Origin of the sequence: Streptomyces sp. Y20, from assembly GCF_043195475.1 — a bacterium.
Taxonomy (GTDB): domain Bacteria; phylum Actinomycetota; class Actinomycetes; order Streptomycetales; family Streptomycetaceae; genus Streptomyces.
In genome coordinates, this window is the sequence record NZ_JBIDDP010000005.1 from 122,978 (window position 1) to 147,411 (window position 24,434).

At 70.5% G+C, this 24,434-nt stretch carries 30 protein-coding genes; 2 read left to right on the forward strand and 28 right to left on the reverse strand.

Annotated features, from left to right (window positions below; genetic code table 11):
* Positions 1-59: 59 nt before the first annotated feature.
* The 4 genes from tgmC to ACGFT1_RS14780 form a co-directional block, all read right to left on the reverse strand.
* The gene (gene tgmC / locus ACGFT1_RS14765; RefSeq protein WP_373909336.1) at positions 60-1,178 is read right to left on the reverse strand and encodes an ATP-grasp peptide maturase system methyltransferase; all 1,119 of its coding nucleotides are present in this window, start codon (positions 1,176-1,178) and stop codon (positions 60-62) included.
* Positions 1,175-2,122 carry an ATP-grasp ribosomal peptide maturase gene (gene tgmB, locus ACGFT1_RS14770; protein WP_373909337.1) on the reverse strand — a complete coding sequence of 316 codons (948 nt, stop codon included), beginning with the start codon at positions 2,120-2,122 and terminating at the stop codon, positions 1,175-1,177. The genes tgmC and tgmB overlap by 4 nt, the downstream gene beginning before the upstream one ends.
* Positions 2,119-2,415 carry a putative ATP-grasp-modified RiPP gene (gene tgmA / locus ACGFT1_RS14775; protein ID WP_373909338.1) on the reverse strand — a complete coding sequence of 99 codons (297 nt, stop codon included), beginning with the start codon at positions 2,413-2,415 and terminating at the stop codon, positions 2,119-2,121. The genes tgmB and tgmA overlap by 4 nt, the downstream gene beginning before the upstream one ends.
* 193 nt (positions 2,416-2,608) lie before the next feature.
* Positions 2,609-3,343 carry a transferase gene (locus ACGFT1_RS14780; RefSeq protein ID WP_373909339.1) on the reverse strand — a complete coding sequence of 245 codons (735 nt, stop codon included), beginning with the start codon at positions 3,341-3,343 and terminating at the stop codon, positions 2,609-2,611.
* Positions 3,344-3,428: 85 nt separating this feature from the next.
* On the opposite strand from ACGFT1_RS14780, the gene ACGFT1_RS14785 reads away from it, so the two are divergent.
* The gene (locus tag ACGFT1_RS14785; RefSeq protein WP_373909340.1) at positions 3,429-4,304 is read left to right on the forward strand and encodes a glycosyltransferase family 2 protein; all 876 of its coding nucleotides are present in this window, start codon (positions 3,429-3,431) and stop codon (positions 4,302-4,304) included.
* On the opposite strand, the gene ACGFT1_RS14790 is transcribed toward ACGFT1_RS14785, so the two are convergent.
* From ACGFT1_RS14790 to ACGFT1_RS14835, 10 genes are all read right to left on the reverse strand, one after another.
* Positions 4,305-5,408, reverse strand: coding sequence for an NAD-dependent epimerase/dehydratase family protein (locus ACGFT1_RS14790; RefSeq protein ID WP_373909341.1), 1,104 nt, complete (start codon positions 5,406-5,408; stop codon positions 4,305-4,307).
* Positions 5,409-5,584: 176 nt separating this feature from the next.
* Complete coding sequence (locus ACGFT1_RS14795; protein WP_373909342.1) at positions 5,585-5,809, reverse strand: hypothetical protein; 225 nt, start codon at positions 5,807-5,809, stop codon at positions 5,585-5,587.
* On the reverse strand, positions 5,806-5,985 hold the full coding sequence (locus ACGFT1_RS14800) for a hypothetical protein (RefSeq protein ID WP_373909343.1): 180 nt from the start codon (positions 5,983-5,985) through the stop codon (positions 5,806-5,808). Before ACGFT1_RS14800 ends, ACGFT1_RS14795 begins: the two co-directional genes overlap by 4 nt.
* Positions 5,975-6,388 carry a DUF6302 family protein gene (locus ACGFT1_RS14805; RefSeq protein ID WP_373909344.1) on the reverse strand — a complete coding sequence of 138 codons (414 nt, stop codon included), beginning with the start codon at positions 6,386-6,388 and terminating at the stop codon, positions 5,975-5,977. The genes ACGFT1_RS14800 and ACGFT1_RS14805 overlap by 11 nt, the downstream gene beginning before the upstream one ends.
* Positions 6,389-6,758: 370 nt before the next feature.
* Complete coding sequence (locus ACGFT1_RS14810) at positions 6,759-7,319, reverse strand: hypothetical protein (RefSeq protein ID WP_373909345.1); 561 nt, start codon at positions 7,317-7,319, stop codon at positions 6,759-6,761.
* A complete protein-coding gene (locus ACGFT1_RS14815) occupies positions 7,309-8,007 on the reverse strand; it encodes a hypothetical protein (RefSeq protein WP_373909346.1) in 699 nt (232 codons plus the stop codon). Before ACGFT1_RS14815 ends, ACGFT1_RS14810 begins: the two co-directional genes overlap by 11 nt.
* Positions 8,004-8,405: a DUF6415 family natural product biosynthesis protein gene (locus ACGFT1_RS14820; RefSeq protein WP_373909347.1), complete on the reverse strand. Its 402-nt coding sequence runs from the start codon at positions 8,403-8,405 to the stop codon at positions 8,004-8,006. Before ACGFT1_RS14820 ends, ACGFT1_RS14815 begins: the two co-directional genes overlap by 4 nt.
* On the reverse strand, positions 8,402-8,935 hold the full coding sequence (locus ACGFT1_RS14825; RefSeq protein ID WP_373909348.1) for a hypothetical protein: 534 nt from the start codon (positions 8,933-8,935) through the stop codon (positions 8,402-8,404). The genes ACGFT1_RS14820 and ACGFT1_RS14825 overlap by 4 nt, the downstream gene beginning before the upstream one ends.
* A complete protein-coding gene (locus ACGFT1_RS14830; RefSeq protein ID WP_373909349.1) occupies positions 8,935-9,333 on the reverse strand; it encodes a hypothetical protein in 399 nt (132 codons plus the stop codon). Before ACGFT1_RS14830 ends, ACGFT1_RS14825 begins: the two co-directional genes overlap by 1 nt.
* A gap of 143 nt (positions 9,334-9,476) precedes the next feature.
* On the reverse strand, positions 9,477-10,715 hold the full coding sequence (locus ACGFT1_RS14835) for a helix-turn-helix domain-containing protein (RefSeq protein ID WP_373909350.1): 1,239 nt from the start codon (positions 10,713-10,715) through the stop codon (positions 9,477-9,479).
* A 162-nt stretch (positions 10,716-10,877) separates the two neighbouring features.
* On the opposite strand from ACGFT1_RS14835, the gene ACGFT1_RS14840 reads away from it, so the two are divergent.
* Positions 10,878-11,051, forward strand: a complete 174-nt coding sequence (locus ACGFT1_RS14840) for a hypothetical protein (protein ID WP_373909351.1) — start codon at positions 10,878-10,880, stop codon at positions 11,049-11,051.
* Between the two features lie 96 nt (positions 11,052-11,147).
* Here the strand turns inward: ACGFT1_RS14840 and ACGFT1_RS14845 are convergent, their stop codons facing one another.
* From ACGFT1_RS14845 to ACGFT1_RS14910, 14 genes are all read right to left on the reverse strand, one after another.
* On the reverse strand, positions 11,148-11,471 hold the full coding sequence (locus ACGFT1_RS14845; RefSeq protein ID WP_373909352.1) for a hypothetical protein: 324 nt from the start codon (positions 11,469-11,471) through the stop codon (positions 11,148-11,150).
* A complete protein-coding gene (locus ACGFT1_RS14850) occupies positions 11,468-11,761 on the reverse strand; it encodes a hypothetical protein (protein ID WP_373909353.1) in 294 nt (97 codons plus the stop codon). Before ACGFT1_RS14850 ends, ACGFT1_RS14845 begins: the two co-directional genes overlap by 4 nt.
* Positions 11,761-12,651, reverse strand: a complete 891-nt coding sequence (locus ACGFT1_RS14855; RefSeq protein ID WP_373909354.1) for an N-acetylmuramoyl-L-alanine amidase — start codon at positions 12,649-12,651, stop codon at positions 11,761-11,763. The genes ACGFT1_RS14850 and ACGFT1_RS14855 overlap by 1 nt, the downstream gene beginning before the upstream one ends.
* 288 nt (positions 12,652-12,939) lie before the next feature.
* Entirely contained in the window at positions 12,940-13,227 is a 288-nt protein-coding gene (locus ACGFT1_RS14860; protein WP_373909355.1) for a hypothetical protein, read from the reverse strand.
* Positions 13,228-13,240: 13 nt separating this feature from the next.
* On the reverse strand, positions 13,241-14,014 hold the full coding sequence (locus tag ACGFT1_RS14865) for a hypothetical protein (RefSeq protein ID WP_373909356.1): 774 nt from the start codon (positions 14,012-14,014) through the stop codon (positions 13,241-13,243).
* Between the two features lie 78 nt (positions 14,015-14,092).
* On the reverse strand, positions 14,093-14,809 hold the full coding sequence (locus ACGFT1_RS14870) for a hypothetical protein (protein WP_373909357.1): 717 nt from the start codon (positions 14,807-14,809) through the stop codon (positions 14,093-14,095).
* A 72-nt stretch (positions 14,810-14,881) separates the two neighbouring features.
* On the reverse strand, positions 14,882-15,142 hold the full coding sequence (locus tag ACGFT1_RS14875; protein ID WP_373909358.1) for a hypothetical protein: 261 nt from the start codon (positions 15,140-15,142) through the stop codon (positions 14,882-14,884).
* Between the two features lie 227 nt (positions 15,143-15,369).
* A complete protein-coding gene (locus tag ACGFT1_RS14880) occupies positions 15,370-16,269 on the reverse strand; it encodes a hypothetical protein (protein WP_373909359.1) in 900 nt (299 codons plus the stop codon).
* A gap of 131 nt (positions 16,270-16,400) precedes the next feature.
* Positions 16,401-17,741, reverse strand: a complete 1,341-nt coding sequence (locus ACGFT1_RS14885; RefSeq protein ID WP_373909360.1) for a hypothetical protein — start codon at positions 17,739-17,741, stop codon at positions 16,401-16,403.
* Between the two features lie 13 nt (positions 17,742-17,754).
* Positions 17,755-21,711 carry a hypothetical protein gene (locus ACGFT1_RS14890; RefSeq protein ID WP_373909361.1) on the reverse strand — a complete coding sequence of 1,319 codons (3,957 nt, stop codon included), beginning with the start codon at positions 21,709-21,711 and terminating at the stop codon, positions 17,755-17,757.
* Between the two features lie 91 nt (positions 21,712-21,802).
* Entirely contained in the window at positions 21,803-22,012 is a 210-nt protein-coding gene (locus tag ACGFT1_RS14895) for a hypothetical protein (RefSeq protein WP_373909362.1), read from the reverse strand.
* Between the two features lie 8 nt (positions 22,013-22,020).
* Positions 22,021-22,563, reverse strand: coding sequence for a hypothetical protein (locus ACGFT1_RS14900; protein WP_373909363.1), 543 nt, complete (start codon positions 22,561-22,563; stop codon positions 22,021-22,023).
* Positions 22,564-23,450: 887 nt separating this feature from the next.
* Positions 23,451-23,831 carry a hypothetical protein gene (locus tag ACGFT1_RS14905; protein ID WP_373909364.1) on the reverse strand — a complete coding sequence of 127 codons (381 nt, stop codon included), beginning with the start codon at positions 23,829-23,831 and terminating at the stop codon, positions 23,451-23,453.
* A complete protein-coding gene (locus ACGFT1_RS14910; RefSeq protein ID WP_373909365.1) occupies positions 23,831-24,427 on the reverse strand; it encodes a hypothetical protein in 597 nt (198 codons plus the stop codon). Before ACGFT1_RS14910 ends, ACGFT1_RS14905 begins: the two co-directional genes overlap by 1 nt.
* Positions 24,428-24,434: the final 7 nt, after the last annotated feature.

The window sequence follows — 24,434 nt, forward strand, 5'->3', positions numbered from 1 at the left end:
CGGCTGGCCACCGGCGCCCGGACCGTCGCGAACCGTGTCCGGGGCCGGTGCCGGCTCGATTACCAGCGGACGGACTGCCCTTGAGGGCCTACGTGCACGGTGAGCTTCTCCCTGTCGGGCGCCCCGTCAGCACGCCAACGGGCAATCTTGTCCTCGACGGCATCCCACAGCGCCGCCAGTCCCCCTTGACGGACGATCCATCGGCCGGCGTCTTGGCGGAGCGCGGCCCAGGCGCCCAGCTCGGTGTCGATCAGTACTTCCTCTGGCGCCCCGTCGCGGTGAAGCGTGAGCCGCTGTGCCCGCGGGGCAACGTCCTGCACGAGGAAGCGGATCACCCAGTCGGCCAGCGCGTCAGCGCCGACGGCTGTCTCCCGCTCGGTGCCGTCGCTGAGATCGGGAAGCAGGCCGAGCGGAGGCGGCATGTGGGGGCGGGCCAGCATGAAGCTGACCTCGTCCCCCAGCAGTGGCCCGGACGCCGTGCCGTCCTCCCCCACCGTCAGCCGCGCGAGTTCGGACGCGCCGAGCCAGCCACCGACGGTCGCCAGGATCAAGCCGCCCGGCCGGGCCTGCTCGACCCACGCGCCGGGAATCCTCCGCACGCCGCACGTCGCGATGATCCGGTCGTACGGCTGATGTTCGCCGTGCCCGAGCAAGCCGTCACCGACGACCAGCGTGGGGTACACCCCGAGACGCCCGAGGGCCTCCCGGGCGCAGGCCGCCACCTGCTCGTCGTACTCGACGGAGGTGACAGCGTCCTCGCCGAGCCGCGCGCACAGCACCGCTGTCGAATACCCGGTGCCGGTGCCGATCTCCAGCACCTGGGAATCGGGCCCGACTTGTAGGTCTTCCAGCATGCGCAGCACCAGTGAGGGCAGGGTGCTGGAGCTGCTCGGCTGCCGCATGATCTGCCCGCGGATGTCGGCCGGCACGATCGTGTCCGCGATCTGGGTGACGAGCGACTCATCGGCGTAACAGCCAGCGAGCCAGCCGGCGTCGTTCTCGTGGACTGCCTCCCACGCCGTGGGCGCCGACCCTGGCACCGCCCGGAAGTACCCGCCACGGAGGAACTCGTGACGAGGGACGGCCTCGGCGGCGCGCCTCCACTCCGGGCTTCGAAGGCTGCCGTTCGTCGTCATCGTGTCGATCAGTTGCCGGTGCAGTTCTGCTTGGTCGGTCACGTCTTCCTCTCCAACAGATCCGCGAGCGCGGCGCACATCGGCAGACCCGTTTCGGTCTCCAGCCAGTACCACTGGCCGGATGGGTTGCACTCCAGGAACCACCACTGGCTGTCTTCGGTGACGCAGAAGTCGAAGGCCCCGAAGGCGAGCCCGAAGCGCTCCAGGTACCGGTACAGCGCCGGTTCGATCTCGGCCGGTGGCTGCACGGGCGTGTAGGTCAGCCGGCTGTAGTCGGTACGCCAGTCCAGCAGGTCGGAGTCGATGCGGACGCAGAAGACGTCCCCGCCGATCACGGTCACCCGCACATCGGCCACCTTCCGTACGCGTTTCTGGAACAGGTGCGCTGTGCCGGCGACGCCGTCCCCGATGTCCTCCTGCAACACTTCCGCGATCTCGACGACGTTCGACACGCCGTCGACGCGGTAGATGGGGTTGTAGAACGGCTTGTAGATCACGGAGCCGTGCCTCTTCACGAACTCGCGGACGGCGTCGGGGCTGGACGTGATCAGGGTGGGCGGTACCCGCAGGCCGGCGTCGACGGCGGCAGCAAGCCCGGACGGCTTGAACTCGGCGTCGCCGATGCGGTGCGGGTGGTTGACGTAGCGGCAGCCCGGCAGGGACGCCAAGACGCCGCCGAGTCCGTACCGGGCCTGGGTGACAGCGAACCGTGCGTCCTGCTCGTCGAGGTGCGGGAACGCGAAGCCGGTCGGCCGGCGGTAGTAGAGGGCGCGGACGCGCGCGAGATCGGCGGTCCGGGACGGCGTGCTCAGGCAGCCCTCGATCCCGTGCTCGGTGATCTCGGCGTCCACCGACAGTGATGCGGGGAAGTCCCCCGAGTCGAACCGCACGACCGGGACGCCCCGGTCGTGCAGTTCGCGGATCACCACGTCGGCGGTGGGGTCGTGCAGGCTGGTGACGACCAACACCGGACGTGTGTCAGTCACTGGTCGTTGTCGCTGCCGGTGTCGGAGTCCGTGTTGCCCTGGCCCTGTCCGTCGGGGCTGGTGCCGGTCGAGGGACTCGTTCCGGTGCTGGTCCCGTGGCCGGGCATCTCCATCACGTGTCCGTTGCCGTCGAAGAAGACGGCCGTCTGGGTGGCCGGGTCCAGGCGGACGCCCGCGTACTCGGGCGCCATGGTCGGGTACGGCTGCATGCGGCTGACGCCCCACGGCCGGGGTGTAGTGGTTCCCTGCGGGACCGGCGCGCTCGTGGGCAGTCGGTCGGAGTGCACGTACATAGCTCTCCTCAAGGTCGCGGTGATGGGAGGAGCCCGCAGGGGCGGCGGGCTTGGTGCCTTGACTTGCGAACCAGCTTGGCGCCAACGATGTCCGCGCCGCTGGCAGTTTCCTCGTCCGGACTCGAACCGGATGCTCCCGTAGCCGCCGGCATCCCGGAGGGCGAAGCGATCGAGGAACCGACACTGTCTCGGGCTACCCGCAGGCCGAGGTGGTGTCGCAGGCGGACGGGCTCTTCGGGCGTTGGGCGGGACGCTGCCGGACGTGGACCTCGGCGGTATGCGGGGCGGTGACGGCGCTGTGGTCGGGGATGGTGCGTGCGGCGAGGGTGACGCCGCTGGCGATCCGGCAGTCACGGCCGACGGCCACGCCGGGGCCGAGGCTGATGTTGTTTCCGGTCTGCACCCGGTCGCCGATCAGCGCGCCGAACTGCGGGGTGCCGCACCGGTACAGGCCGCCGGGCGCGCGGAGCACGATCTCCCGTTCGGGCCGGCTCATGTGGGGGCTCCACAGGCTGATGGCCGCGACGGTCACGTTGGCGGACAGGTGGGCGTCTGCGCCGACCACGGTTCGGTTGACGCCGATCCGGTGGCCGAGGATGGTCCGCTCGCCGAGGAATGTGCGGGTCACCTCGCAGTTGAAGCCGATACGGACTCCGGCGCACAGTACGGCTCCGGCTCGGACGGTGGAGAACTCCCACACGCGCACTCCGGGGCCGATGATCACGTCGTCGCCGATGATCGCGGTCGGGTGGATCTGGGCGGTGGGGTGGATGCGGTGCGGCAGCAGGGCCAGGGCTTGGGTGTGCCAGCTCTCCCAGCGCTCGAGGAAGTCGGCCAGATCCGTCTGTTCCATCTGCTCGTAGGGGGTGCCGGCCAGCATGCCGCTGGTCGGTGCGGTGACGAAGTCGCCGAGGCGGAGGGTGGGCATGAGGGGCCTTCCGGTAGGTGGTCGGTGGCCGGCTCCTGGGCCGCTAGCATCGCGGCACCGGAACCGAGGAACGTGGAGTTCATCCGTGCGTCACCCGCGCTTAGGCGTCGCCATCTTGACCATGGGCACGCGGCCCACCGAACTTGCCGACCTGCTTGCGTCGGTCGCCAGGCAGGACACGGCCGCCGCGCGGGTGGTGGTCGTCGGTAACGGCTCGCCGCTGCCTGCCCTGCCGGAGGGGGTGACCGGCGTCGAACTGCCGGAAAACCTGGGGGTGTCCGGCGGTCGGAACGCCGCCCTGGCCCGGCTGCGGGAGTTCGGGGACGTCGATGTGGTGGTGGACCTGGACGATGACGGCCTGTTGATCAGCCCGGACGTCTTCGCCCGGCTCGCGGAGCTGTACACGGCGGATGAGCGGTTGGGCATCGTCAGTTTCCGCATCGCTGATGAACGAGGCCGGACCCAGCGCCGTCACATCCCTCGTCTGCGTGCTTCCGATCCGATGCGGGGCGGGCTGGTCACGACGTTCCTGGGCGGCGGCCACGGGCTGTCCATGCGGATGCTGGACCAGATCGGCGGGTGGCCGGAGCCCTTCTTCTACGCGCACGAGGAGACCGATCTTGCGTGGCGGGCGCTGGACGCGGGCTGGAAGGTGCTCTATGCGCCGGAGCTGGTGCTTCAGCATCCGTGGACGTCGCCGACCCGGCACGCGGTCTTCCACCGCATGGTGGCCCGTAACCGGGTGTGGCTCGCCAAGAGGCACCTTCCCGCCCTCCTCGTCCCGGTGTATCTGGGGGTCTGGACCGTGGCGACCGTGGTCCGCACCCGGTCGGCGGCGGGACTGCGGGCCTGGTTCGGCGGATTCGCCGAAGGGGTGCGTACTCCGTGCCCACCCCGCCGGCCGATGCGCTGGTCGACGGTGTGGCGGATGACCCGGCTGGGCCGGCCGCCGGTCATCTGATCAGGCGGACGCGGCTTCGGACTCCGAGCGCAGCCACCCTGGGATCGCTGCGGGGGTCCGGTTCAGCCAAGCCACGTAGCGGGCCACCCCCTGCTCGACGGTGATCGTCGGCCGCCAGCCGAGGACCGATTCCATGCGGTGAGTGGCCGCGTACCCGCCGAGCGGGTCACCGGGCGGCATCGGCGTCTCGACCAGCTGGGAGCCCGGGTACCGGGCGGCGACCAGCTCGGCCACCTTGCGGATGCTGGTCGGCGTGCCGGTGCCGATGTTGATCGTCTCGTTGTGGGCGCGGGGCGCGAGCAGAGCCCGCACGGTGGCGGCGGCGATGTCATCGACGTGGACCAGGTCCCGGACCTGGTGGCCGCCTCCGTTGAGGTGCAGGGGCAGCCCCAGCGCGGCGCGGGTGGCGAACCAGGCCACCACCCAGGAGTGGCTGTTCTGCTTGACCACCTGCGGCTCACCGTAGACGGAGAAGTACCGCACGATCGTGTACGAGGTGCCTACCGCGCCGAGCGTGAGCGCAGCTTGCGTCTCGCCCCACGCCTTGCTGTTGGCGTACACGGACATCGGCCGCAGCGGGGCGTGCTCATGGAACTGAGCCGGCACCCGCCCGTAGATGGCTTCCAGTAACGCCCTCATCGACCGGTATTCGTCGCAGGGGCGCGCCCAGTCGTCGGGGTTGCCGTTGCCGTAGACGCTGGCCGAGGAGACGAACACCACGCGGCGGATCCGCTCGCAGGCCGCGACCGCGTCGAGCACCACCTGAGTGCCGGTGACGTTGTTGTGGATCGCCGCCATGGGCCTGCGGGTGCAGGCGGCTACGTCGGCGAGAGCCGCGGCGTGGATCACGTAGTCGGCTTCGGCCACCGCCCTCTTGACCGCAGCCGGGTTCTGGACGTCCCCGACGATGACGTCCGGGTCGGACGGATCGACGCCGAACAGGTCCCTGTAGGTGTTTCGCGGGTAGGCGTCCAGCGTGCACAGGGCAAGCGGCCGGGCGCCGACCTCGCGCAGGTAGCTGGTGATCCGGCTGCCGATCAGCCCGGCCCCGCCGGTGACCAGCACGGTCCGGCCGGCGAGGTCCTTCAACTGGGTGTCGTGCACTGTGTCCTCCGTCTGTGGTGATGGGTGCGACTCGAACGCACGCAGCTGCGGTCGGCGCGCGAGTCCGTCGGGTCTTGTCAGCAGGCCTGCGCGCCCGACTCCGGCCCAGAGCGGTGGCTTGCCATGCAGGGGCAGGAGGCGGGCAGTTGGCCCGCCGGGCGCGGGGCGGCCCTGCTCTACTGGACGGTCACCAGGAGACCGGCCACGCCGACGATGAGCAGCACGACGTACCCTGCGGCCGCCCAGGCGAGCAGCGGCTGTCGGCGGCGGATGACCTGCCAAGCCTCCAGCCCGGTCCGGCCGTCGGCTCGAACGCGGATGCCAAGAGCACTGATCGTGATGCTCGTGTACTGGTCGGGCGGAGCAGTCCAGGTGTTCTGCGGGTCGCTGTCGCTGCTCATTCCTCGCGGTCCTCTCCACTGTCGATGATGTCTTTCGGGGCCCCGACGCACCGCCAGCACTGGCCGTCGTCGGAGAGGTCGATCGTCCGGCCGAACGCCTGGTGAAAGGCGCACACGGCGCGCTGGCCCAGGGGCCGCGGCGGATCGGTGTCTCCGCTCGGCCGCTCACCGTTCACGGGCGGCCGTCTCCTGCACGAACGCTGCGATCGCCTCGTCGCTGTATCCGTAGAATCGGCCGCGCCTGCGGTCGTCGGCGAAGCCGGGCGACGGATCTCCCCACACAACGGCGTGGCAGACGTCCGGCTCGGTCGACCAGCGCACGCGCACGTCGGGGAAGCCGTCGATCCGGTCGAGCACGTCGCGCAGGCGCCACACCACGTCCGTGTCATCGGCGCATACGTAGCCGCCGCGGCGGCCTCCTCCGCACGGCACCGCCAGGAACGCGGCGCCGCCGACGACGACCACGACCGCGACTTCGAGTATCTTCCGCTCGGCCAGCCGCTCGCGGTACCAGGACGTTTGCCACTCGTCCCGCTGGTCGGGTGGCCGCACTTCGACCGCCATGGAGTGTTGCTCCACGCTCTCTCTCCTCGTGCGCATAGGGGTGCCCGTGGCCGCAGCCGACGCGGCCGTTGGTTGTTGCGGGCGACTGCGGCCACGGGCGTTCCGCCGGACACTCGATGCCCTCCCCCGCCGGGGATCGCCCGGCGCAGGTCTGACGCCGGCGGAAGTCTTACGCCCCCGCCGCGTCCGTACACGCGGACGCGGCGGGGGCCACCCCTTCAGAGGCGATTCGCCGTCACCCTCTGAAGGGGGCTCTCAGCCGGTCAGGTCGGCCGCGAGTCCACGGGGCGGCCGACGACGTGCGTCGGCCGGTTCAGCGGGCCCGGCCCATCCGCCACGGGGGGAGCAGACGAGCCGGGCCCGCACCCCCGGTGCCGTGACACGGTCACAGCGCCGGGGGGTCCTGGGGAACCACCTGCAACGCCTCGCGTCGTCGTGCGGCGACGACGGGGCAGCTGTCGGTGTGCCGGTACGCGGGCTCGGAGCCGGCGGACAACGTCGCGAGGTGCAGCTCTTCGACGCCTTCGCCGGGGTGGATCGGTTCCATACAGGCGGCACAGACCTTGCCGTGGACGGCGCGCTCGACGCCGTCCGCGTCGGCGGGATCGCCGAGCGGCCCGGGGCTCTCGCGCAGCGTCAGCATGGACCGGACGAGGGACGCGGCGTCGTACACGTACCAGACGAGCGCGTCGTCGCCGGCTCCCGGGGAGTCGTCGAGCAGCCGGTGGGTCATCGCCATCAGGCGCACGGCGATGTCCCGGTAGGCGCCCCGCATGCGGGGCGCGAGCCCGAGCAGATCCCCGGCGAGCGCCCGCAGGTGGCCGGTCAGCTGCTCGCACCTGTCGTCGAGGTCCGTGCCGGGCCTGGCGGCGTACCCCTCCAGCACGGCGCGGTACGCCGCGCGGGCCGACTCCGTGTCGACCGTGACGGCCTGGTCAGTGGGCATCGGTGGCCTCCAGCGCGGCGAGCAGTCCGTCGACGTCGAGCACCCGGAACGACGACAGCCGGCGCACCAGCTGCGAGGCCAGCATCGTCGGGATCCGCGGATCGTTGAACCGCACCGCGCCGTCCGGGGCCTCGATGACGGTGAACTCGCGGTTCGGGCCCCAGCCGTAGACGCTGCCGAGTACGCCGTACAGCGGGGCGCTGCCGGCCAGAAACACCATCGGGTTGCCCTCCATGTGGCGGCACAGGGCCGCCGCCATCCGGACGTGCCGGCGGCACACCGGGGGCTGGGCAGTGACGATGAGCGGCGCGTCCGGGTCCTGGTCCTTCGGCCCGGCCAGGAAGATCCACCCGAGCGGAGTCCGCGCCGGTCGCGTGCAGATCTGGCAACGGCCCGAGAGCATGGTGATCATCTGCCGGTAGGGATGCAGGTACTTCCACATCGGCTCACCGGTCGGCATACCGGTGTCGTCGTGGCTGAACGAGCAGCGTGCCCACAGCACATCACGCACCGGCCGGTCCCTGGGGTCCTCGTCCCGGTACATCAGACGGACGACACCGCCGTTCCGGTTGGTCAGCACGTGGAGATCCGCCGCCGGTGCGGGATGCTCACCCTTGCGGTGGGTGACGAACGGGACGATGCCCCACTCACTCCTGCTGTCCACCGAAGGTCGGGGGAACGTGATCACGCGTACTCCTTCAGGCACCCCAGGGCGCCCAGACGTTCCAGTAACTCGGTCGCGGTCCACGCCATGCGGCGCAGGTGCCCGACGGCCCGCCAGTGGTCGCCGGGAACCTCTTCGGTCCGCATCGCGCGTGCTCGCTGGATCAGCCCGGCCGTCTGGCCGTCGTCGCCGGCCCGGGCCGCGAGCGCGATGGTGACGAGCCGCATCAGGTGCCCGCGGAGCCGTACGGCCAGCTCCTCCACCCGGTCCCCGGCGGGCACGATGTCGTCCAGGACCTCGCCCGCGTCATCGAGCAGGGTCCCGCCGTCGAACGGTGTCCACGCCTGCACGGCCTTCAAGAGGCTACGCAGGGTGCGCTCGTCGACGGGCCCACACGGCGGGGCGAGGACCGGCGCGGTCATCGCACGGCCTGCGAGGCGGTCGCGTGCCGGTGGGTGCGCAGCACGAACAGCAGGTGCGTGGGGTCGACGTACCGGAAGGCGACCGTGTCCGGCGGCGTCAGCCAGAACAGGCCCGGCCGCTTCACACGGTCGACGCGCGGCACGCCGACGTGACGCACGTACGGCTCGGTGCCGCCCAGGCACTCCACCTCGTCCGCCACAAACTCCTCGCGCGGCCAATGCGCATCGCTGCCGGGCGGTACCAGGAAGTACGTGTACGGGCGGTACGGGTCACAGAACGCCGGGCCGACCAGACGCAGCCGGGTCACGCACACGCGCAGCGCCTCGGGCTCGGTGTCGTAGTCGAACGTCGGATCGAGCAGCCGGTACGGCACCCGGACGGCGTCCCAGGAATGTCCGGCGACGAGCACCGCGACACCGCTGTCCCACTCCTTGAGCGCGGTCTCCTCGGACGGCGCCGCGCGCAGCAGCCACCGCTCGGCGGCCCTCCGCCGGGCGTCGTCGGAGCCGTGCTGTGGCGATCCGCCCATCACTGCACCGCGCCTTCCGTGACAGGGGTCGTTTCGGCCAGGAACGCGTGATGGGTGTCGAGCCACTGGGACAGCACAGGCGCACCAGTCGTCTCCGCGCATGCGCGGCGGGACGTCGTGACGATGCCGCGTGCCTGGCCGCTCATGATCAGGGCTTTCGCCTGCGGCCAGTTGGGCCGGTGCTCCAGGGGCGTCGCCGTCGTCGTGTGGTCTATGACCGTGCCCACGATCACCCAGTCGCGCGCTTCGGCGTACTGGCGCAGCGCGTGCACGGTGTCGCGCTGCTGCTGGCCGGGCTGGATGCATGCGTAGAGCACGACAGCGGCGCGGGTGGGGAATCCGCCGGCGGCGTCCGCGATGTTGCGGCGCCTGATGGTCTCGCCGAGTGTCCTCGTCATGCCGTAACGGTCTCGCTACGCACGGTTGAAGTACAGAAAGCGGGCGGACGACTCCGGAAACTGGAAATTCCCGAAGTCGTCCGCCCAGTACTACGGCTGACGACTCAACACCCAAAAGTCGTCCGCTGCATACCAGTCACCCTTTATAGGGCCGTTTTCGCCGTGGCCGGAAGGAATCCCCCCGACCACGTCGGCGATACCCCGATCAGCTCGGAAACGCGCCGCAGCTGAGACGTCGACGCCTTGCCGACTTTCTGCACGATGACACCCGGCAGCGTCTGATGCCGGGACCAATCCGGCGCGCTCCGCAACGTCGCCTCCAGCGTGTCCAGCGCCCGGCCCCACTGCTTCGCGTCCGCGTGAGCCATGGCCTTATCCATGGAGTACCGGTTCCGCGCGGCCTCCGTTAGCGGCGAGACGTCGTGGATCGAGTCAATGAGCGCGAGAGCCTTCGACGTCTGCCCCAAGGCCACGTTGATCCCGACGGCCTGCGTCGCCGCGCTGACCGGCCCGAACAGGGTTCCGTGCGCGCGTACTTCCCGGCCCATCCGCGCGCCCGTGGCGTGCGACTGCGACAGGAAGTCAGCGGCCCTGTCCTTGTCACCCATCCTCGACGCCACCACGGCCGCGAAGTTGACGTGCGAGCCGTACGCCGTGAGCTGCTCCGGGGTCGCCCGGGAGAACCGCGGTTCGATCTCGGCCGCTGCCCGCTCGGCGAGGCTGAGGGCCTCGGGCAGTCGCGCGTCGCGCAGGTACACCCACGACCGGCCCGAGCGGACCAGCGCGACGCGCATGTCGTCGGCCGCGCGCTCGGCCGCCGTCTGCGAGTGCCCGATCGCCGCGTACGCCAGGTCGCGCGCACCCATCAAGTTCGCGACGTACCCCGCGATGCGGTACGCGTCCGACAACGCGCCCCACGCCGGCGCCTGTTCGCCGTCGGGCTGGTCGTGCAGCCGCGCCGCCGCCGCGGTGATGAACGGGGCCGCGACGGCGCCGGCCTCGGCGTACCGGCCCGCCCAGTACAACTTCCAGCAGCGGGCCGTGGTGGCTTCGAGGTCGTCGAACGTCGCGGGCTCCACGTCGGCCGGGATGATGCCAGCGGCCGTGTCGTGCACCGCCCGCGACAGTTCGCGGATCATGTTCCGGTCGCCCTGGGCGAGCGCGCGCCGCGGCGCCTGCTGGCCGAGGATGACCGAGGTATCGACGCTCAGCGCGTCGGCGATCGCGAGCAGCGTCGGCAACGAAAGCGCCTTGTCCTGCTCGGCTTTCTGAATGGTGACGATCGAGAGACCTGTCAATTCGGCGAGGTCGGCCTGCCGAATTTCACGGCCGCGCAGGATCTTGATGCGCTCGCCGGTGCTGTAGTCGCTCCACTGGGGCATACTGGCTCCATTCCTAGCGTCCACTAGGCACGGTACTCCGGACGGGCCGGGCGGGACCGGCGAAGCCTCTTACGTCTTCATGACGTGAGGGGCTTTCGTGTACCGGCCGCAACATCTGCCCCACTTACGAGCGTTGTCGCCCCCTGCCCTTACGGTGACGGCATGTCCACCCGCCCCCGACTCGACGGTCCGCCGCGCGCTGCCCTCGACGACATCAACCAGCGCATACGGCACCTGATGCGACAGCCCGCCAGCAGCTGGCGGACGCAGACCTACCACGAGCTGCTCGCGGAGTGGGAAGCGCTCACGCGCGGCGACGTCGAGCCGGCCGCCTGAAGCACGCCGCCCCGCGCGTCGCCGGTCAGCGCCCCAGCATGGCAAGGCCCCCGGACCCTCGGAGCGGGGAAGGGCCGGGGGCCGGCTTCGGGGCCGTCAGCGGAGCATCAGGGCGGCGACGCCGGTCGCCACACCGGCAAGGCCGGTGAGCGCACCGATCGCCGGCAGGGGCCACCGCCCGGTCTCCAGCGAGGCGAGACGGGCTTCGTCCCGCTGCTGCCGCGGCGTCTCGCCCAACTCCAGCGCGCGGAGCCGGGCTTCATGATCCGACACATCGCCCTTGATGTCCCGGCTGTCGGCGAGGATGCCGTCCAGCTTGCCGTCGACGCGGGAGACCAGCCGGGACACGTGCTGCACCTCCTGGTACATCTGAACCGCAGAGATGTAGACGCCGGGCTCGGGCGAGGGCTGTGCGGTCATGGGCGGCTCTGGCGCAACAGCTCGCCGACATTGTCCGTCGACCGGTACCGGGGCGGGGTCGCCCAGCCCAGCAGGGCGCCCGCTGCGCCCTTCAGCCAGGCCGGCCCGCCTATCTTCTCGACGGTCCGCTCCACGAGCCGGAACAGCAGGTAGTACGCGCCGGCGACGGCGAGCGTCACGGCGGCCTGCGCCGTGTTCGAGTCCAGGCTGAAGCCCAGCCCGGTCAGGGCCACGATGATCCAGCCGGCGATCAGCGGAACACCGGTGCGGAGCAGGGAAGGCAGAAGCATCAGGACTCCTTGAAGATGAGCGCGGTGAGCACGGCGCTGGTGATGGTGACCGCCGTGTCCGACTGGTTCAGCAGGCGCACCCGCATACCACGGTCCTTCCCGAGCCGCTTCACCAGCGGCACGATCCCGTACGTGCCGCCGGGAGTGCCCACCATCTCGTCGATCGGGTGGTCGAGGGCGTGCTGGTCGCCGAGGTACTCGGACATGCGGGCCTGGACGACGTGGCCGGCCGGCAGGCCGCTCACCGCCAGGCTCAGACTGCCGGTGAACCGTGCTGCGCCGCGCACGAAGGTGCTGCCGCCCGGGGCGTGGCCGCCTGCCTCGTCGGCCCACTCCGTCGTGAACTCGACCGTGTCCCACTTCCCCGGGTCGAGGCGGTACGGCTTGGCGATGCCGAGGTTCACGTATGCGGGCATGTCGGTGTCCTCCTTCGGGGGCTGGGTCTGGCCGTTGGCGCGCGCGACGATCCCTGGGAAGACGACCTCACGGAACTGGCGGACGCGGGCGTCGCCGGGGCAGGTGTGGCCGTTGGGGTTCCACGCCGCGAACATGCGGTGATAGCCGTAGCCGGGGTCGTCGGCCGACCGGCACAGGCGCAGCGGGATGCCGTGCTCCTGGTGGACCCAGACGCCGACCCGGATCAGCGTCTCGACCTGCTGGTCCGTCCACGGGTCCGAGGCGTCGAGGTTGGACGCCGACTCCAGCGAGACGGCGCCCGTGCCGTCGGCCCGGCGGTTGGCCGCCGCGTTGGCGTCGGCGCGGGTCTGCGTCCCGATGTACTGGGCGATGCTGCCGTCGTAGCCAAGCCCGAAGTGCGACTCCAAATTCGTGGAGTCGCGCCAGTACTCGTACGTCCGCTCTGGCGTCCAGGGCGCCACGATGCTGTGCACGATGAACTGGGTCGGCGTGATCGCCGGCTGCGCGTCACTCTCCGGCTGAAGCTCAAGTTTCGTTGCGAACGGGCACCAGGACATCAGCCCTCACCACCCCACTGCGGGGTGTAACCCGACTGCGTCCTCGGTACGCCGAACCCCTGCGCCCCCACCGCGCAGTTGCAGGTGACACCGCCGCACGTGCAGCTCGCCATGAACCCCTCCGAGGGGTGTTGAGTCGAGCCAGGCCCTCAACCATGCGGCGTGCCAATTCTAGGGGTCCCGCCTCCACGGGCGGGACCTCGATCACCCCGGCCGGCCTGGAGGCGTGTATCCCGACAGGATTTGAGCGACGTCCGGCGATATGCCCGAAGAGACGAGCGCGCTGTAGACCGTCTGCCCGCGCACTGCATCCGCGGCCTCCAGCGTGGCTACCTGCTCGGCTTGACGTGTCGCGGCTTCGGCGAGAAGCGGCGTGTATTCCTCCTCGCTCAGAGGGACGGCGCCTTCCGGGTAGTCGTAGGTGATGCCCGCGCTCACCGTCACCGTGGCAAGGTCACCGTTCGGGAGCCGGTAGTACCTCGTCTTGTCCACTGCAAGCCCCCTTCTAGGTTGGGTTCGAGAACAGCCACGCCCTGATGACTGCCTGGAGTCGAGTCCACGTCGCGCCGCCCCCACCACGCGCGAGCGTCACGTCCAGGGTGAGAGTCACCGTGCCGCCCGCCGGGACAGTGACGTTGTGCAGCACGTTGTGCTGCCCATGCCATGCCGTCATCGAGGTGCTGCCGGTGTTCTTCATGTAGTTCAGGTCATCGCCGTTAATGCCCATGGCCGCCTGGCCACCGTCGGCAGGAAGGGTGAAGTCGACGTCGGCCTGCCGGAACACGATGGCGTTGGCGGGGCGGCACGGGTCCGGGTTGCTCAGCACCAGGCTGGCCGTCTGCACGGTCGTCTCCGCAGAGGCCACCGTGCGCGGCGATGTCGGTGTGACGTCAACGCTGGCCTCCTGGTACTTCTGTCGTACCGGCGGGTCACTGTAGAGCCTGCTGTCGCTGCCGCAGTACACCCCACCGCCCCGATCCTCGACGGCGCAGGAGAACGGCCACGTCTTGGTGTTCACCGCGACGGGGGAGCTTCCCGAGCCGTCGCCGCGCAAGCCACAGCCGGTGCTCACCGTGGCCGAGCCCGTCGGCACGTACAGGCCGCCGTCCGGGCGCAGCACCAGGTTGTTCCCGGCATCTTTGGCCAGGTCGGCAGATATCACGCCGGTCGCCGGGTCGTAGGCGACGCCCGGCCCTGCCGCGATGCAGCTCCTCACCTCTTCGCAGTTCGTCTCGGCGCTGACCGTGTACGGGTTGAGCGTGCTGCCCGAGCCGGTCACCGTCGCGTTCTCTCCCCCGCGGACGACGCACGAACAGTCGCCGCCTCCGCACTGGCACCTCGCCACGAGTCCGTCCTCTCAGCCGTACAGCTCGATGATTACGAGGCCGTCGCCGCCCGGGGCGCCGTCGACGGCACCGCCGTACGACACCGCGCCGCCCGCGCCGGCACCGGCGCCACGGCTGCTGGAGCCGTCCGTCTCGTACGCGCGAGACTGCCCGCCGTGCCCCATGACGGATGCGCCGCCCGCGCCGCCGACCCCGTTCGTGCCGTTCAGCCGGATCGCTGGCCCGCCGGGGCCGCCGCCCTGCTTCCAGTCGCCCTTGCCGGAGAGCGGGCCATTCGCACCCGACGAGACGTCGAGCGCCGTACCGGACGTCTGGAGAGCGTGCCCGCCGTCGCCACCGTTGGCCAGGAGGAAGCCGCCGAACGACGAACTGCCGCCGGTGCCGCCCGACGTCGTCGCCGTACCGGGCACGCCCCCCGCGCCGACGACGATCGTCTCCGACGCACCGAGGCTGGCCGCCTCGAGGAGCGCCTCGGAGTAACCGCCACCAGCAGCGCCGGGCCGCACAATGCACTGGTCAGTCGCAGCGTTCGCGCCGGCCGTACCGCCGCCGGCGCCCTGGACACGGACATGGACGCGGGCGAGCCACGGATAGTCCGCCTTCTTGAAGACGTAACTTCCAGGTTGGGTGTACGTCAGGGTCGCCCGGAGCCCAGCGGAGCCGGGGACCATGGTCAGCTCACCATTCGCGTTGATCTTGAAGTACGAGCCGTCAGCACACGCGCGCAACCGGACTCACACCCTTTCAGGTTGGTGGAGTCCGGCCCTGAACCAGTCGACGGAACGAGTCTACGAGCCTGATCAGGAGAGAGTGCCCACCGCCATCACGTGCACTTTGACCCCGGCGCCGGCCGGTGTCGCTGTTTGACCGCCGGTGACCACTCCAGTCGACTGCCACACCCGCACCATGGCCTGCGTGGCGGTTACGGTCTCCAGCACCGCGAACAGGCCGCGCGCGTCATTCGGGTCGGGGTCGACGGCAAGCGCACTGATAACCGGCGGCGTCGTAAACGGCCGGGTGTAGACCCACGTCGCACGCCCGTCGGTCGTGGTGGTGACCACGCTTGCGGCTGGCGGGGCTCCGGGAGACCCGGGTGGTCCGGGCGGCCCTGGCACGGTGGAGTCCATCCCCGGCGGCCCGGGAGGCCCCGGCAGGCCCTCGGGGCCGCGCGGCCCCTGCTCGCCCTGCCGACCGCGCGGCCCCGCCTGCTTCCCCGCCCGCTGGGCCTCACGCAGCACTCCCGCGAGTGGATTGTCCGGGATCAGCCTCGTCGCCGGTCGATACGCCATCAGTCCTCCACCTCCGAGGTACTCACGGGCCCGAACTGGACCTTCACCTGCTCACCTGTACCGTCCGCCGACACGCTCAAGCCGGTGATCTTCATGCGCTGGGAGATGTTCCGGCACGTCGCTGTAGTCGTGACGTCCACGCACCATCCCGGCACCAGACGCGCGATGTCCACGCCCGCCTCCGGAGACAGCGTGACCTCTCGGCTGTCGATGTAGACAGGGACCAGAAGTGAAGCATTGAGCCGCGCCTGCGCCGACGCATCCGCCGACGCCTGATCTCTGATGCTGGTGTCCTGAACCGACCGCTCGACCAACCCGTAGTACGGGTGCACCCCGCCGGCTGTCCCCACGATCCCCGACTCGTCGTCGCCGTACACGTTCCACTTGGTCACGAGCGCCGAGCCGTCCTCGGCGACGTTGAGCCCATCGGGTAGATCCGCATCGGTGACCGTGCCGACGCTGGCACTCCAGTCGTCCGGCATCAGCAGCAGCGTCTCCCCGAACGCGGTGAAGTCGAGGCCGGTGTCCGCGAGGTCCCGCAGATGGTCGCCGCTCTGCCCGATGGAATCCCTGTACTCGCGGGAACCGAGGATGCCCGACTCCGCGAGCACGTGCACGCTGTGCCCCGGGTCGTCCGGGGCCATGGCATCCTCGATGAGCCACTCGGCGATGTCCGTCAGATCGGTGTTCGTGAACGTCCTGGTCTCGTGCGGCACCCGCCGGTTCAGCACGGACACGATGTCGGCCGCCGGGACCTGCACTGTGCCCACCCCCCACGTCGGCTGGAGGATCTGGCCACCCCACACGTAGCGGTCGTTGCGGTAGACGTGTAGCCAGTGCCGCATGGCACGCATGTCACCGAGGACGCCGCAGCAGTCCACGTCGGGTTCAATCACCACGCTGGCAGTGGAGGCGTCGCTCAGGACGCGGGACCACTCCACCTTCGTGACCGTCTGGGCCTGCGTGAGGATCGCCCCGCCGCGGTCCGTGATGAACGCCGAGTACGTTGCGTCGCATCCGAGGCCGGCCATCACAGGGCTCGGCCCGACACGGCGAACGACAGGCGCGCGTCCGCTGCGGGCGGCTCGAAGGCGTCCGTCTCCACCAGTAGGCAGTACTCGGCGCAGTCCAGGGCGGGCCACGACGCCGGGGCGCCCTCTCGGCCGGCGACCGTGGTCGCCGACGAGCAGTCACCGCCGCAGTAGACCGCGGCCCGGCTCGTCTGACCGTCGAGGACGATCTCCGACCCGGCCGCCAGGTACGAGACCGTCCACTGCGCGTAAGGCTCGCACCGCTTCTTCTCGGCGATCTCCTCGCACGTCAGGCCCTCGTCCGCGCTCGTCTTCTGGAACAAGCTGACGGTCAGCCGCCGCAGGTCGCTGCTGCCCGCGTACACGCTAATGAGCGGCACGTCATCCATCCAGCTGGGCCGGCCGGACAAGTCGATGGCGTACGCGGCGGAGTTGACGGCGAGCGCCTCGCAGAAGCACGTCACGGGCGCCGTCGGCACCGGCGGCGCCGCGGTGGCGCAGCCCGGGTCACCGCACCCGTCCTGGCTGTCCTGGCACGGCTTGAGACGGCAGTCGGTGCACTGCGGCACCCACGGCGGAAGCCGGTTGCTGTGGATGCACCACTGGATGCACCGGCCGTCGGTGTCAGTGGGCAGGAGCACGTCCAGGAGCTCCACCGCGTCCGTGTACGCGAACGGGGCCGCCGCCGTCATCGTCCATTCGACCTGGATGATGTCGGCACCCATGGAGCAGGTGCCGCCCGCGCACGCTCCATCTCCGTTCCGGCCGGTCACCTTCGGGCCCGACGTCAACGCTCCCCGACGGAACGTCCGCCGGTGCGCGGCGTTGAACTCCTCCCGGGTCATCTCCCTCCCGGGACAGCACGCGTACATCTCGACGCAGTCCCCGCCGCACTGCGACCCCGTGCAGCCCTGCAACGCCGCCTTGAGGAACTGCAACCCGTACTCCACGCCGCAGCACGTCGCCCCGAGCAGGATCGCCGTGAACGTCATCTGCCGTGGCTGCACCCGCGCCGGACCGACCGAGCCGCCCCCGGTGACCGCCGTGCTCACCGACCGCTCCACGGGGAAGTCGTCGACGCCGTCCACGCTGAGCAGCAGCACACCGGCGAACTCGACGCTCTCCGGGGCGTCCGGGTCGTACCACTCGGCCGGGGTCAGCGGATCGTCCGGCGTGGTGTACGGCTGCCCGTCCGGGTCGAGCACGGCCGCGGTGAGCGTCTCGCAGCTGCATATCTCGGCCCCGCTGGTCAGCGGCGAGCCGACCGAATTCAGGTAGGCGCGGAGCCGGGCGTGGTTGACCACCTCCACACCGCCCACACTCACGAAATCAGGGAGCACGAGAACACCTCTCTCACGTCAGGTTCGCCATCGCGAGACGCCGCAGAACCACGCGCGCTGTCTCCTCCGGGTCGTTGGCCGCCTGGACGGTGATGTTCGCCGTCATCGACGTCCCGAACGGGGCGCGCGCGGCGCCCGGACCGGCGAAACCGCGCGGCCCGGACGCGGCCGCGGCCAGGCCGGTGCCGGCGAAAGCGCCGAGCGTCGGCTGAACCACCGGCCCGGACACCGTGCCGGCCAGGTCGGCGAGCGGCTCACTGACCGCGCGGCTGAGGCTGCGGGCCGACGACCGCGCCGAGGACACCAGGTCACCGAGGCGGCCGAGGAAACCCTCCTGAAGACCCAGGCCGGTCAGGTCACCGATCTTCGCGAACACCGTCGACGGCGACTTGATACCGAGGGCCTGCCGGATGGCCTTCTGCATCGACTTCGCGATCGAGACCATGAGGGCCTCGATGTCCTTCTGCTGCGCCTTCAGGCCCGCCAAGAAGCCCTTGCTGGCCTGCTTGCCGGAGTCGAACAGCTCATCGGCCGCGTGCTTGCCCAAGGCGTTCGTGGCGTCCGCCAGCTTCTTCTGAGCGCTGTTGATCTGCTTGAGCGCGCCGGTCGACTGCGACGACAGGAACGAGGCGAGCTGGGCGCCCTGCTGCGGTCCCAGCGCGATGACCTGCCCCAGCAGGTCCTTCCGCAGGCCGCGCTTCTTCAGGTCATCGATCTGCTTCGTGAACCGCTTGACCTGGGCCAAAGCAGTGTCGAGGCCCTCCAGGATGTTGAACTTGGAGACCCCGCCCTGGGTGAGGTTCTGAAGGCTGAACGACTGGAGCGCCGACGCCGCGGTGTCCGACGCGAACTTCTTCGCCTCGGCGATCTTCTTCGCGATGGCGTCCCTCTGGTTCGCCAACGACACCAGCTTCTTGTTGCCGTCCCCGATCAGCTTCAGCAGCCGGTCGTCCAGCGTGGTCTTCTTGCCCTTGAACGCCTGGGTGATCTCCTGGGCGATCTTCTGCGTGGTCGCCCGGATCTGGTCCACCGTGCCGGTGAGACCGATGACGAAGCCCTTGCCGGTGTCCCGACCGATCTGGATGAACACCTTCGACGGCGAACCGATCTTGAGGACGTTCTTCGCGGCGCTGATCGCAGAGGACACCACTTCCTTCGCCGCCGACGCGACCTGCCCAGCCATGGCCCTGACGCCGTTGATCAGGCCTCGGACCAGGTCCCGCCCCACACCGATGAGCGCCGACCCGGCGCCGGCCAGGGCGCCCCGGATCCTGCCCGGCAGCCCCGAGAAGAACGACGTGACCTGCCCGCCACTGGAACGGGCGGCGCCGAGCATCTGCGAGCCGGCCGACCGCAGTACCGATGCCGCCCGGCCCGGCAGCGACGAGATCGCGGAAACGGCCCGGCCCGGCAGCTGGGAGAAGAACGAGACAACCGACGACACACCCGACGACACCGCGCTTCGCGCGGAGGACCACGCCGAGGTGAACAGCCCAGCCAGCCGCGAGCCCAACGACGACAGGGCGTTCACGATCATCCCCGGCACGCGGGTGAACAGCAGGATGACCAGGCCGATGGCCGTGCCGATGACCGTCCCGAGACCTTGCAGCGTCGCGTGGAAGAACGAGGCCAGCAGCCCCGGCAGCGCCTGCAAGGCAGCCATGATCATGCCGGGGAGCTGCTGGAAGAACGCGACCACCGCGGTGAACGCCGCGGCGATCAGGGAGCCCAGCGTCGACAGCCCGGACGTGATCAGCGACGGCAAATTCGTGACGAACGTGACGACCGACGTCAGCGCGGCGGCCAGGCCGGTCAGGACACCCGCGACCCCCTGGATGATCGGCACGACGACGTTGATCGCCGTCCACGACACGAACGCCGCAGCGACCTGAAGGACGGGGGCCAGCAGGTTCGTGATCGTCACCAGCAGCGGGGCCAAGGCGACGACGAGGTTCGCGATCGGCGGCAAAATCGGGACGATCGCCTGGAGGACCGCCGAGAACGCTTCGACCAGCGGCGGCAGGACGGGCAGCAGCGCGTCCGTCAGCGCGGTGACCAGCGGCACCAACGCGACCGCGACCTGCGCGACGACCTGCGCGACCTGCGCGAGGACCGGTGCGAGGACCGCGAAGACCTGAGCGATCGCCTGCCCGATGCCGGCCGCGAGTGGCGTCAGCGCGGTGACGAGCTGCACGAAGGCGTCCGCCAGGGGCGGCAGCACCGGCATGAGCGCGGCGACGATCTCCTCGATGATCGGCTCGAACGCCTGCGCGAGCGCCGACAGCACGGGGGCAAGCGCCGTCGCCAGGACGGCCACGACCCGGCCGACGAGCGGCAGCAGCGGCGCCAGCGCGGTGATCACCTGGCCGACTGCCTCACCGACCGGGCCGAGGCTCGGACCGATGACCTCGAAGGCGGCAGCGAGGGACTTCGCCACGCCCTGAAGGCTCGGCGCGATCGCCGCGAGCGCCGGCCCCAGCGCGGTGATCAGGCCGGTGATCGCCGGACCCAGGGTCGCGAAGACCGGGGCGAGAGCGGGCGCAATCTGCCCGATCTGCGTCACCAGCGCCGCGAGGATCGGCCCCAGCTGCCGCGCGATGGTCGCGACGGTCGCGAAGATGTTCCCGGCCGCCGACTGACCGGCGGCGCTCTTCAGGAACGCCGCGATCTGCCCGGTGACTTGCTGGATGTTCGCCAGCAGCCCGCCGCCGACATCGCCGGCGGCCTTGAAGACGCTGCCCAGGATGGAGCCGACGTTCTGGACAATCCCGCCGAGCTGCCGGAACACCGTCAGCGCGTTCTGGATCCACCGCAGCCCGTCGCCCGCCGCCGTGGCGCGCTCGAGGAACCCGGCGATCTTGTTGGCGACGCCGTCGACCGCGCCGCCCAACCCCTTGAACCCGGGCAGCGTCGACGTCGTGAACTTCGCGATCGACGTCAGCAGCCGCTCGACGCTGTCGGACTTGACCCCGGCTATCTCGGTCTTCAGCCCGGCGAAAACGCCGCGGACGACCCTGACCGCCGCCGTCGACTTCGCGAACCCGAGCACCGACGACGCCAGCCGTCCGAACTCGCCGGACACGACCGTCATCCCGCTCTTCAGCGGCCCCTTCAGCGCGGTCGCCGCCGCGGTGATGTCACCCTTGAGCGGTTTGAAAAACGCCTGCTGGACGCTCGACTTCAGGGAGTCCAGCACCGGTTTGAGCTGCCGCACCTCCTGGGCTGCCGACCTCGCTGCCGGGGCCAGTTCCTTCAGCGACGCCTCGAACTCCTTCGAGGAGCCGGTCAGGGCCGCGGTGAACGCGTCACCGACTCCGAGGAGCGCCACCTTCAGCGTCCCGATGGCCGCCTTCAGGCCCAGGAACGCGGCCGGGGCCGCCGCGACGATCCCGACCGCGGGGGCGAGCGCCCCGACTAGCGCCGCGACGCCCTGGGCGGCGCCGGCCGCCGCGATGCCCATCGCCCCGAGCTTCAGGCCCGAGGCGAGGGCGCCGCCGATGCCGAGCGCGATCCGGCTCAGACCGGCCAGCGACCGCGTGAACCGGTCCGTGTCGACGTCCGCGTTCACCCGGACGTCAGGCCCGCGGTGGCCGCGTATTCGGTTGTCGAGGTCGCTCAGGTCAGGAACGACCCGGATCGACACCTCTTCGTCGGCGAGAGCGGCCCGCAGCCGCTCCATGAAAAAGCTGACGTCCGGCGCGACCGGGATATTGATCCCGTCGATCCCGGCGAGCCCGTTCAGCAGCTGCGCATCGAACCGGGACAGGTCCGGGTCGACCCGGATCGACACCGACAGCGAGCGCAGGCTGTTCTGGATGTTGTTCCGGATGCTCCGGGCGATGCCGTTCGTCGCCCGGTTCAGCGCGTCCTGGATCCGCTGCCCGAGCTGCCGCGCATCGGCGACGACCCGAGTGTCATCGAGGTCGATCGTGATGTGAGCGGACCCGAAGTCCTCATCCTCGCCGGCCAAGGCAACCCCGCTTCCGCGTTGTTGCCCGGCCCTGAACCAGTCAGCGTGGCCGCCCCGACAGGCCCGGGGCGGCCGATCCTCCGATTATCCGCTAGCGGCCCATCAGCCGTGCGTCCTCACCAGCCAGTGCAGCCATCAGCGCCTGCGCATCGCTGGCCTGCATCGCCGCAGGCCGAGGCCGGCTGGCCGCACCCGCGCGGGCCCGGGCGTTCTTCGGTGGCGCCCACAGCTCCGCCCGCCTCCGCGCCCGCTCGCTGTCGTCCTTCGCGCCCGCGTCCAACTGGGCCTCGACAGCGTTCAACAGCCGCTTCAGCGGCCACTCGTGCGGGTTGACGCCCTGGAGGGCGAGGGACCCGTCCCACGCGTCCCACCAGGCCGCGGCCTGCTCGACGAGGCGGAAGACGACCCAGTAGGGCGGTTCCCACCGCCCGCGCCGTACAGCTCGACGACGACTTCCAGCATCTCCGCGACCACGCGGACCGGCAGCCGCAGCGCGTCCTGCACCTGCGCGCCCGGGTGCTCGGCGGCGAACGCCGCAGCCTCGTCGGCGTCCTGGAACGACTCCAGCACGTTGCCGTCCACGATGACATCCAGGCGCAGGAATCGCTCCGCCGAGTCGGGGAGCATCTGCCGGGCCAGGAACACCCGCACCGCGCGGATCGTCTTCCGCAGCGACGCCGGGTCGGCGGCCTCCAGGTCCTCCAGGTCGACGCCCTTCGCCGCCTGCGCCTCCTGGAGTTCCTCGTAGGCGTCGATGAACTCGGCGCCGTACACCTCGGGGAGGAACTCCAGCTCGTGGGGGCCTACCGCAATGACGTGGGGTTCAGTGTTGAGCGCGATCGTCTTCCGCACGGGTCATGTCCTTGTCTCCCGCTCCGTCGCCCGGCCCTCAACCAGTCAGCACCCATGAGGGTAGTCGCACAGCAGAACGGCCCCGCACCAGCGTGCGGGGCCGTTCCCTTGAATCGAGTGGTCGTGCTTACGCGCGCTGCGAGAAGACCTGATGGCAAGCGGCGTCGGAACTTCCGGAGAGGGCGGCGACGCTGAGGTTCCCGGTACTACGCAGGCCGGAAGGGCTTCAGCGGGGCTGGCCAGAGCGACGCAGCACCCACAGCACCACGGCGGCGGGGACACCCAGCCCCAGGACATACGCTCCCACCGCTCCCGGGTTCTCCACGCTCAGATGCTGCCCGCTGGCACGTGCCAGCTCAGCGATGCACCACGTCAGCCCAAGAATTGCGGAGATGAAGACGGCGCCCCACAGCCCCCGTCGTGCCCACACCTCACGTCCCGCAGCGGCCGAGACAATCATGACCAGCCCTAGCAGCGCGACCAGGTGAGCGGGCCAGTGCCGTGCGGACGCCAACCCTGCCCCGATGATGAACCACAGCCCCGCTACAGCAAGAACGGTCCTTTTCATCACATTTCCCCTGGAGTCAGAGCCTGGGGAACCCGCAGGCTCCCAAGCACATGCGTGCGACCTACATGCCGTCGGTCTCGTACTCGGTGCCGTCGGCGTGCTGGTAGAAGTGCAGCCACGGGTACCGGTGCATCGACCCGGTGTCGAGGTGGGTCGGGTCGTACGTCGGTGGCGCGCCGAAGTCGACCGTATGACCCGCAGATGATCTTGCGCCACGGTTCTGAGGAAGACGTGAGGGTGAGAGATCGGTAAGCGGATCTGCTCCCCCTACCCCCGCACACAGGTGGCGCCGAATAGCGAGTTGGCGGTCAACGCCTGATCATCGACCCATTCGGAGGGCACGACCCAAGAAGTTGTTCGGCCTGCTGCCAGGATGTCTGACCAGCCGCGTGTAGACGACCTCGCCGCCGACCTCGAAGCGGAGTACCCCGCCGCGCCGGCGAGGGCGGATGAGGTGGGGCCTCGAGCCGTGCAGGACGAAGAGCGTCGCGTGGTGCCGGGAGTGGATGACGCCTTCAAGCCCGCGGGGCCCCTGCTGGATCTCCCAGTCGATGTAACGGCCCATCGACCCGGGCGCCTCCTGCGCGGCGATCCTCGCGATCCGCTCGGTGCGCTCGCGCAGCTTGCGCTCCACCCGCCCGTTCCGCAGCCGCAGGAACCGGGCGATCCGCCCGGGCTCGATCCTCACCTCAGCACTCATCACGGGCCTTCCACGGGGTCACAGGGCAGGCACGGCGGCAACGCCACCGTCACCGTCTGCTCGATGCCGACGCAACCGCCCTGCGGGCCCACCGTGCGCTGCTGGCCGAGGACGAACCGGCGGCCGCGCCGGCCGGACGGGGCGGTGTGCGGCAGGCAGCACAGCAGCGCGTTGTAAACCGTCAGCGCGTCCACGTGCAGCACGCGCGCCGACTCCCGCAGCTCCTCGCACGACGGCGGGCAGCCCGCCTCGCTGGGGATCGGCGCGCACCGCAGCACCGTGATGACCAGCTCCACCGCGGTGACCGGCGGCGGCGCGCAGTTCCGGGCGTCCCGAACGCTCTGGTCCTGCTGCGGGAAGCTCGTCGTCGACGACGGGTACACCCGCGTCACATTCACCGACAGCTGCCCGCCCGTGCTGCCGGTGCACGGGTCCTCGCAGCCGTCCCACGCCGCAATGCCGGGCACCACGCACCTGCGGCAGTCCGGGCAACCGGGGTGGCCGTCGACCTCTTGGGCGACGTCGTCGAGCGCGGCGCACACGCACGCCAGTACGGTCTCGGCGACCTCGTCGATCGCCAGCGGACTGAACGCCATCACAGCC

Coding starts and splice junctions, on each gene's coding strand:
- tgmA (WP_373909338.1), bottom strand. CDS start 2,415: ATGTACGTGCACTCCGACCGACTGCCCACGAGCGCGCCGGTCCCGCAG.
- ACGFT1_RS14780 (WP_373909339.1), bottom strand. CDS start 3,343: ATGCCCACCCTCCGCCTCGGCGACTTCGTCACCGCACCGACCAGCGGC.
- ACGFT1_RS14795 (WP_373909342.1), bottom strand. CDS start 5,809: ATGAGCAGCGACAGCGACCCGCAGAACACCTGGACTGCTCCGCCCGAC.
- ACGFT1_RS14810 (WP_373909345.1), bottom strand. CDS start 7,319: ATGCCCACTGACCAGGCCGTCACGGTCGACACGGAGTCGGCCCGCGCG.
- ACGFT1_RS14820 (WP_373909347.1), bottom strand. CDS start 8,405: ATGACCGCGCCGGTCCTCGCCCCGCCGTGTGGGCCCGTCGACGAGCGC.
- ACGFT1_RS14825 (WP_373909348.1), bottom strand. CDS start 8,935: ATGGGCGGATCGCCACAGCACGGCTCCGACGACGCCCGGCGGAGGGCC.
- ACGFT1_RS14830 (WP_373909349.1), bottom strand. CDS start 9,333: ATGACGAGGACACTCGGCGAGACCATCAGGCGCCGCAACATCGCGGAC.
- ACGFT1_RS14835 (WP_373909350.1), bottom strand. CDS start 10,715: ATGCCCCAGTGGAGCGACTACAGCACCGGCGAGCGCATCAAGATCCTG.
- ACGFT1_RS14840 (WP_373909351.1), top strand. CDS start 10,878: ATGTCCACCCGCCCCCGACTCGACGGTCCGCCGCGCGCTGCCCTCGAC.
- ACGFT1_RS14845 (WP_373909352.1), bottom strand. CDS start 11,471: ATGACCGCACAGCCCTCGCCCGAGCCCGGCGTCTACATCTCTGCGGTT.
- ACGFT1_RS14850 (WP_373909353.1), bottom strand. CDS start 11,761: ATGCTTCTGCCTTCCCTGCTCCGCACCGGTGTTCCGCTGATCGCCGGC.
- ACGFT1_RS14905 (WP_373909364.1), bottom strand. CDS start 23,831: ATGAGTGCTGAGGTGAGGATCGAGCCCGGGCGGATCGCCCGGTTCCTG.
- ACGFT1_RS14910 (WP_373909365.1), bottom strand. CDS start 24,427: ATGGCGTTCAGTCCGCTGGCGATCGACGAGGTCGCCGAGACCGTACTG.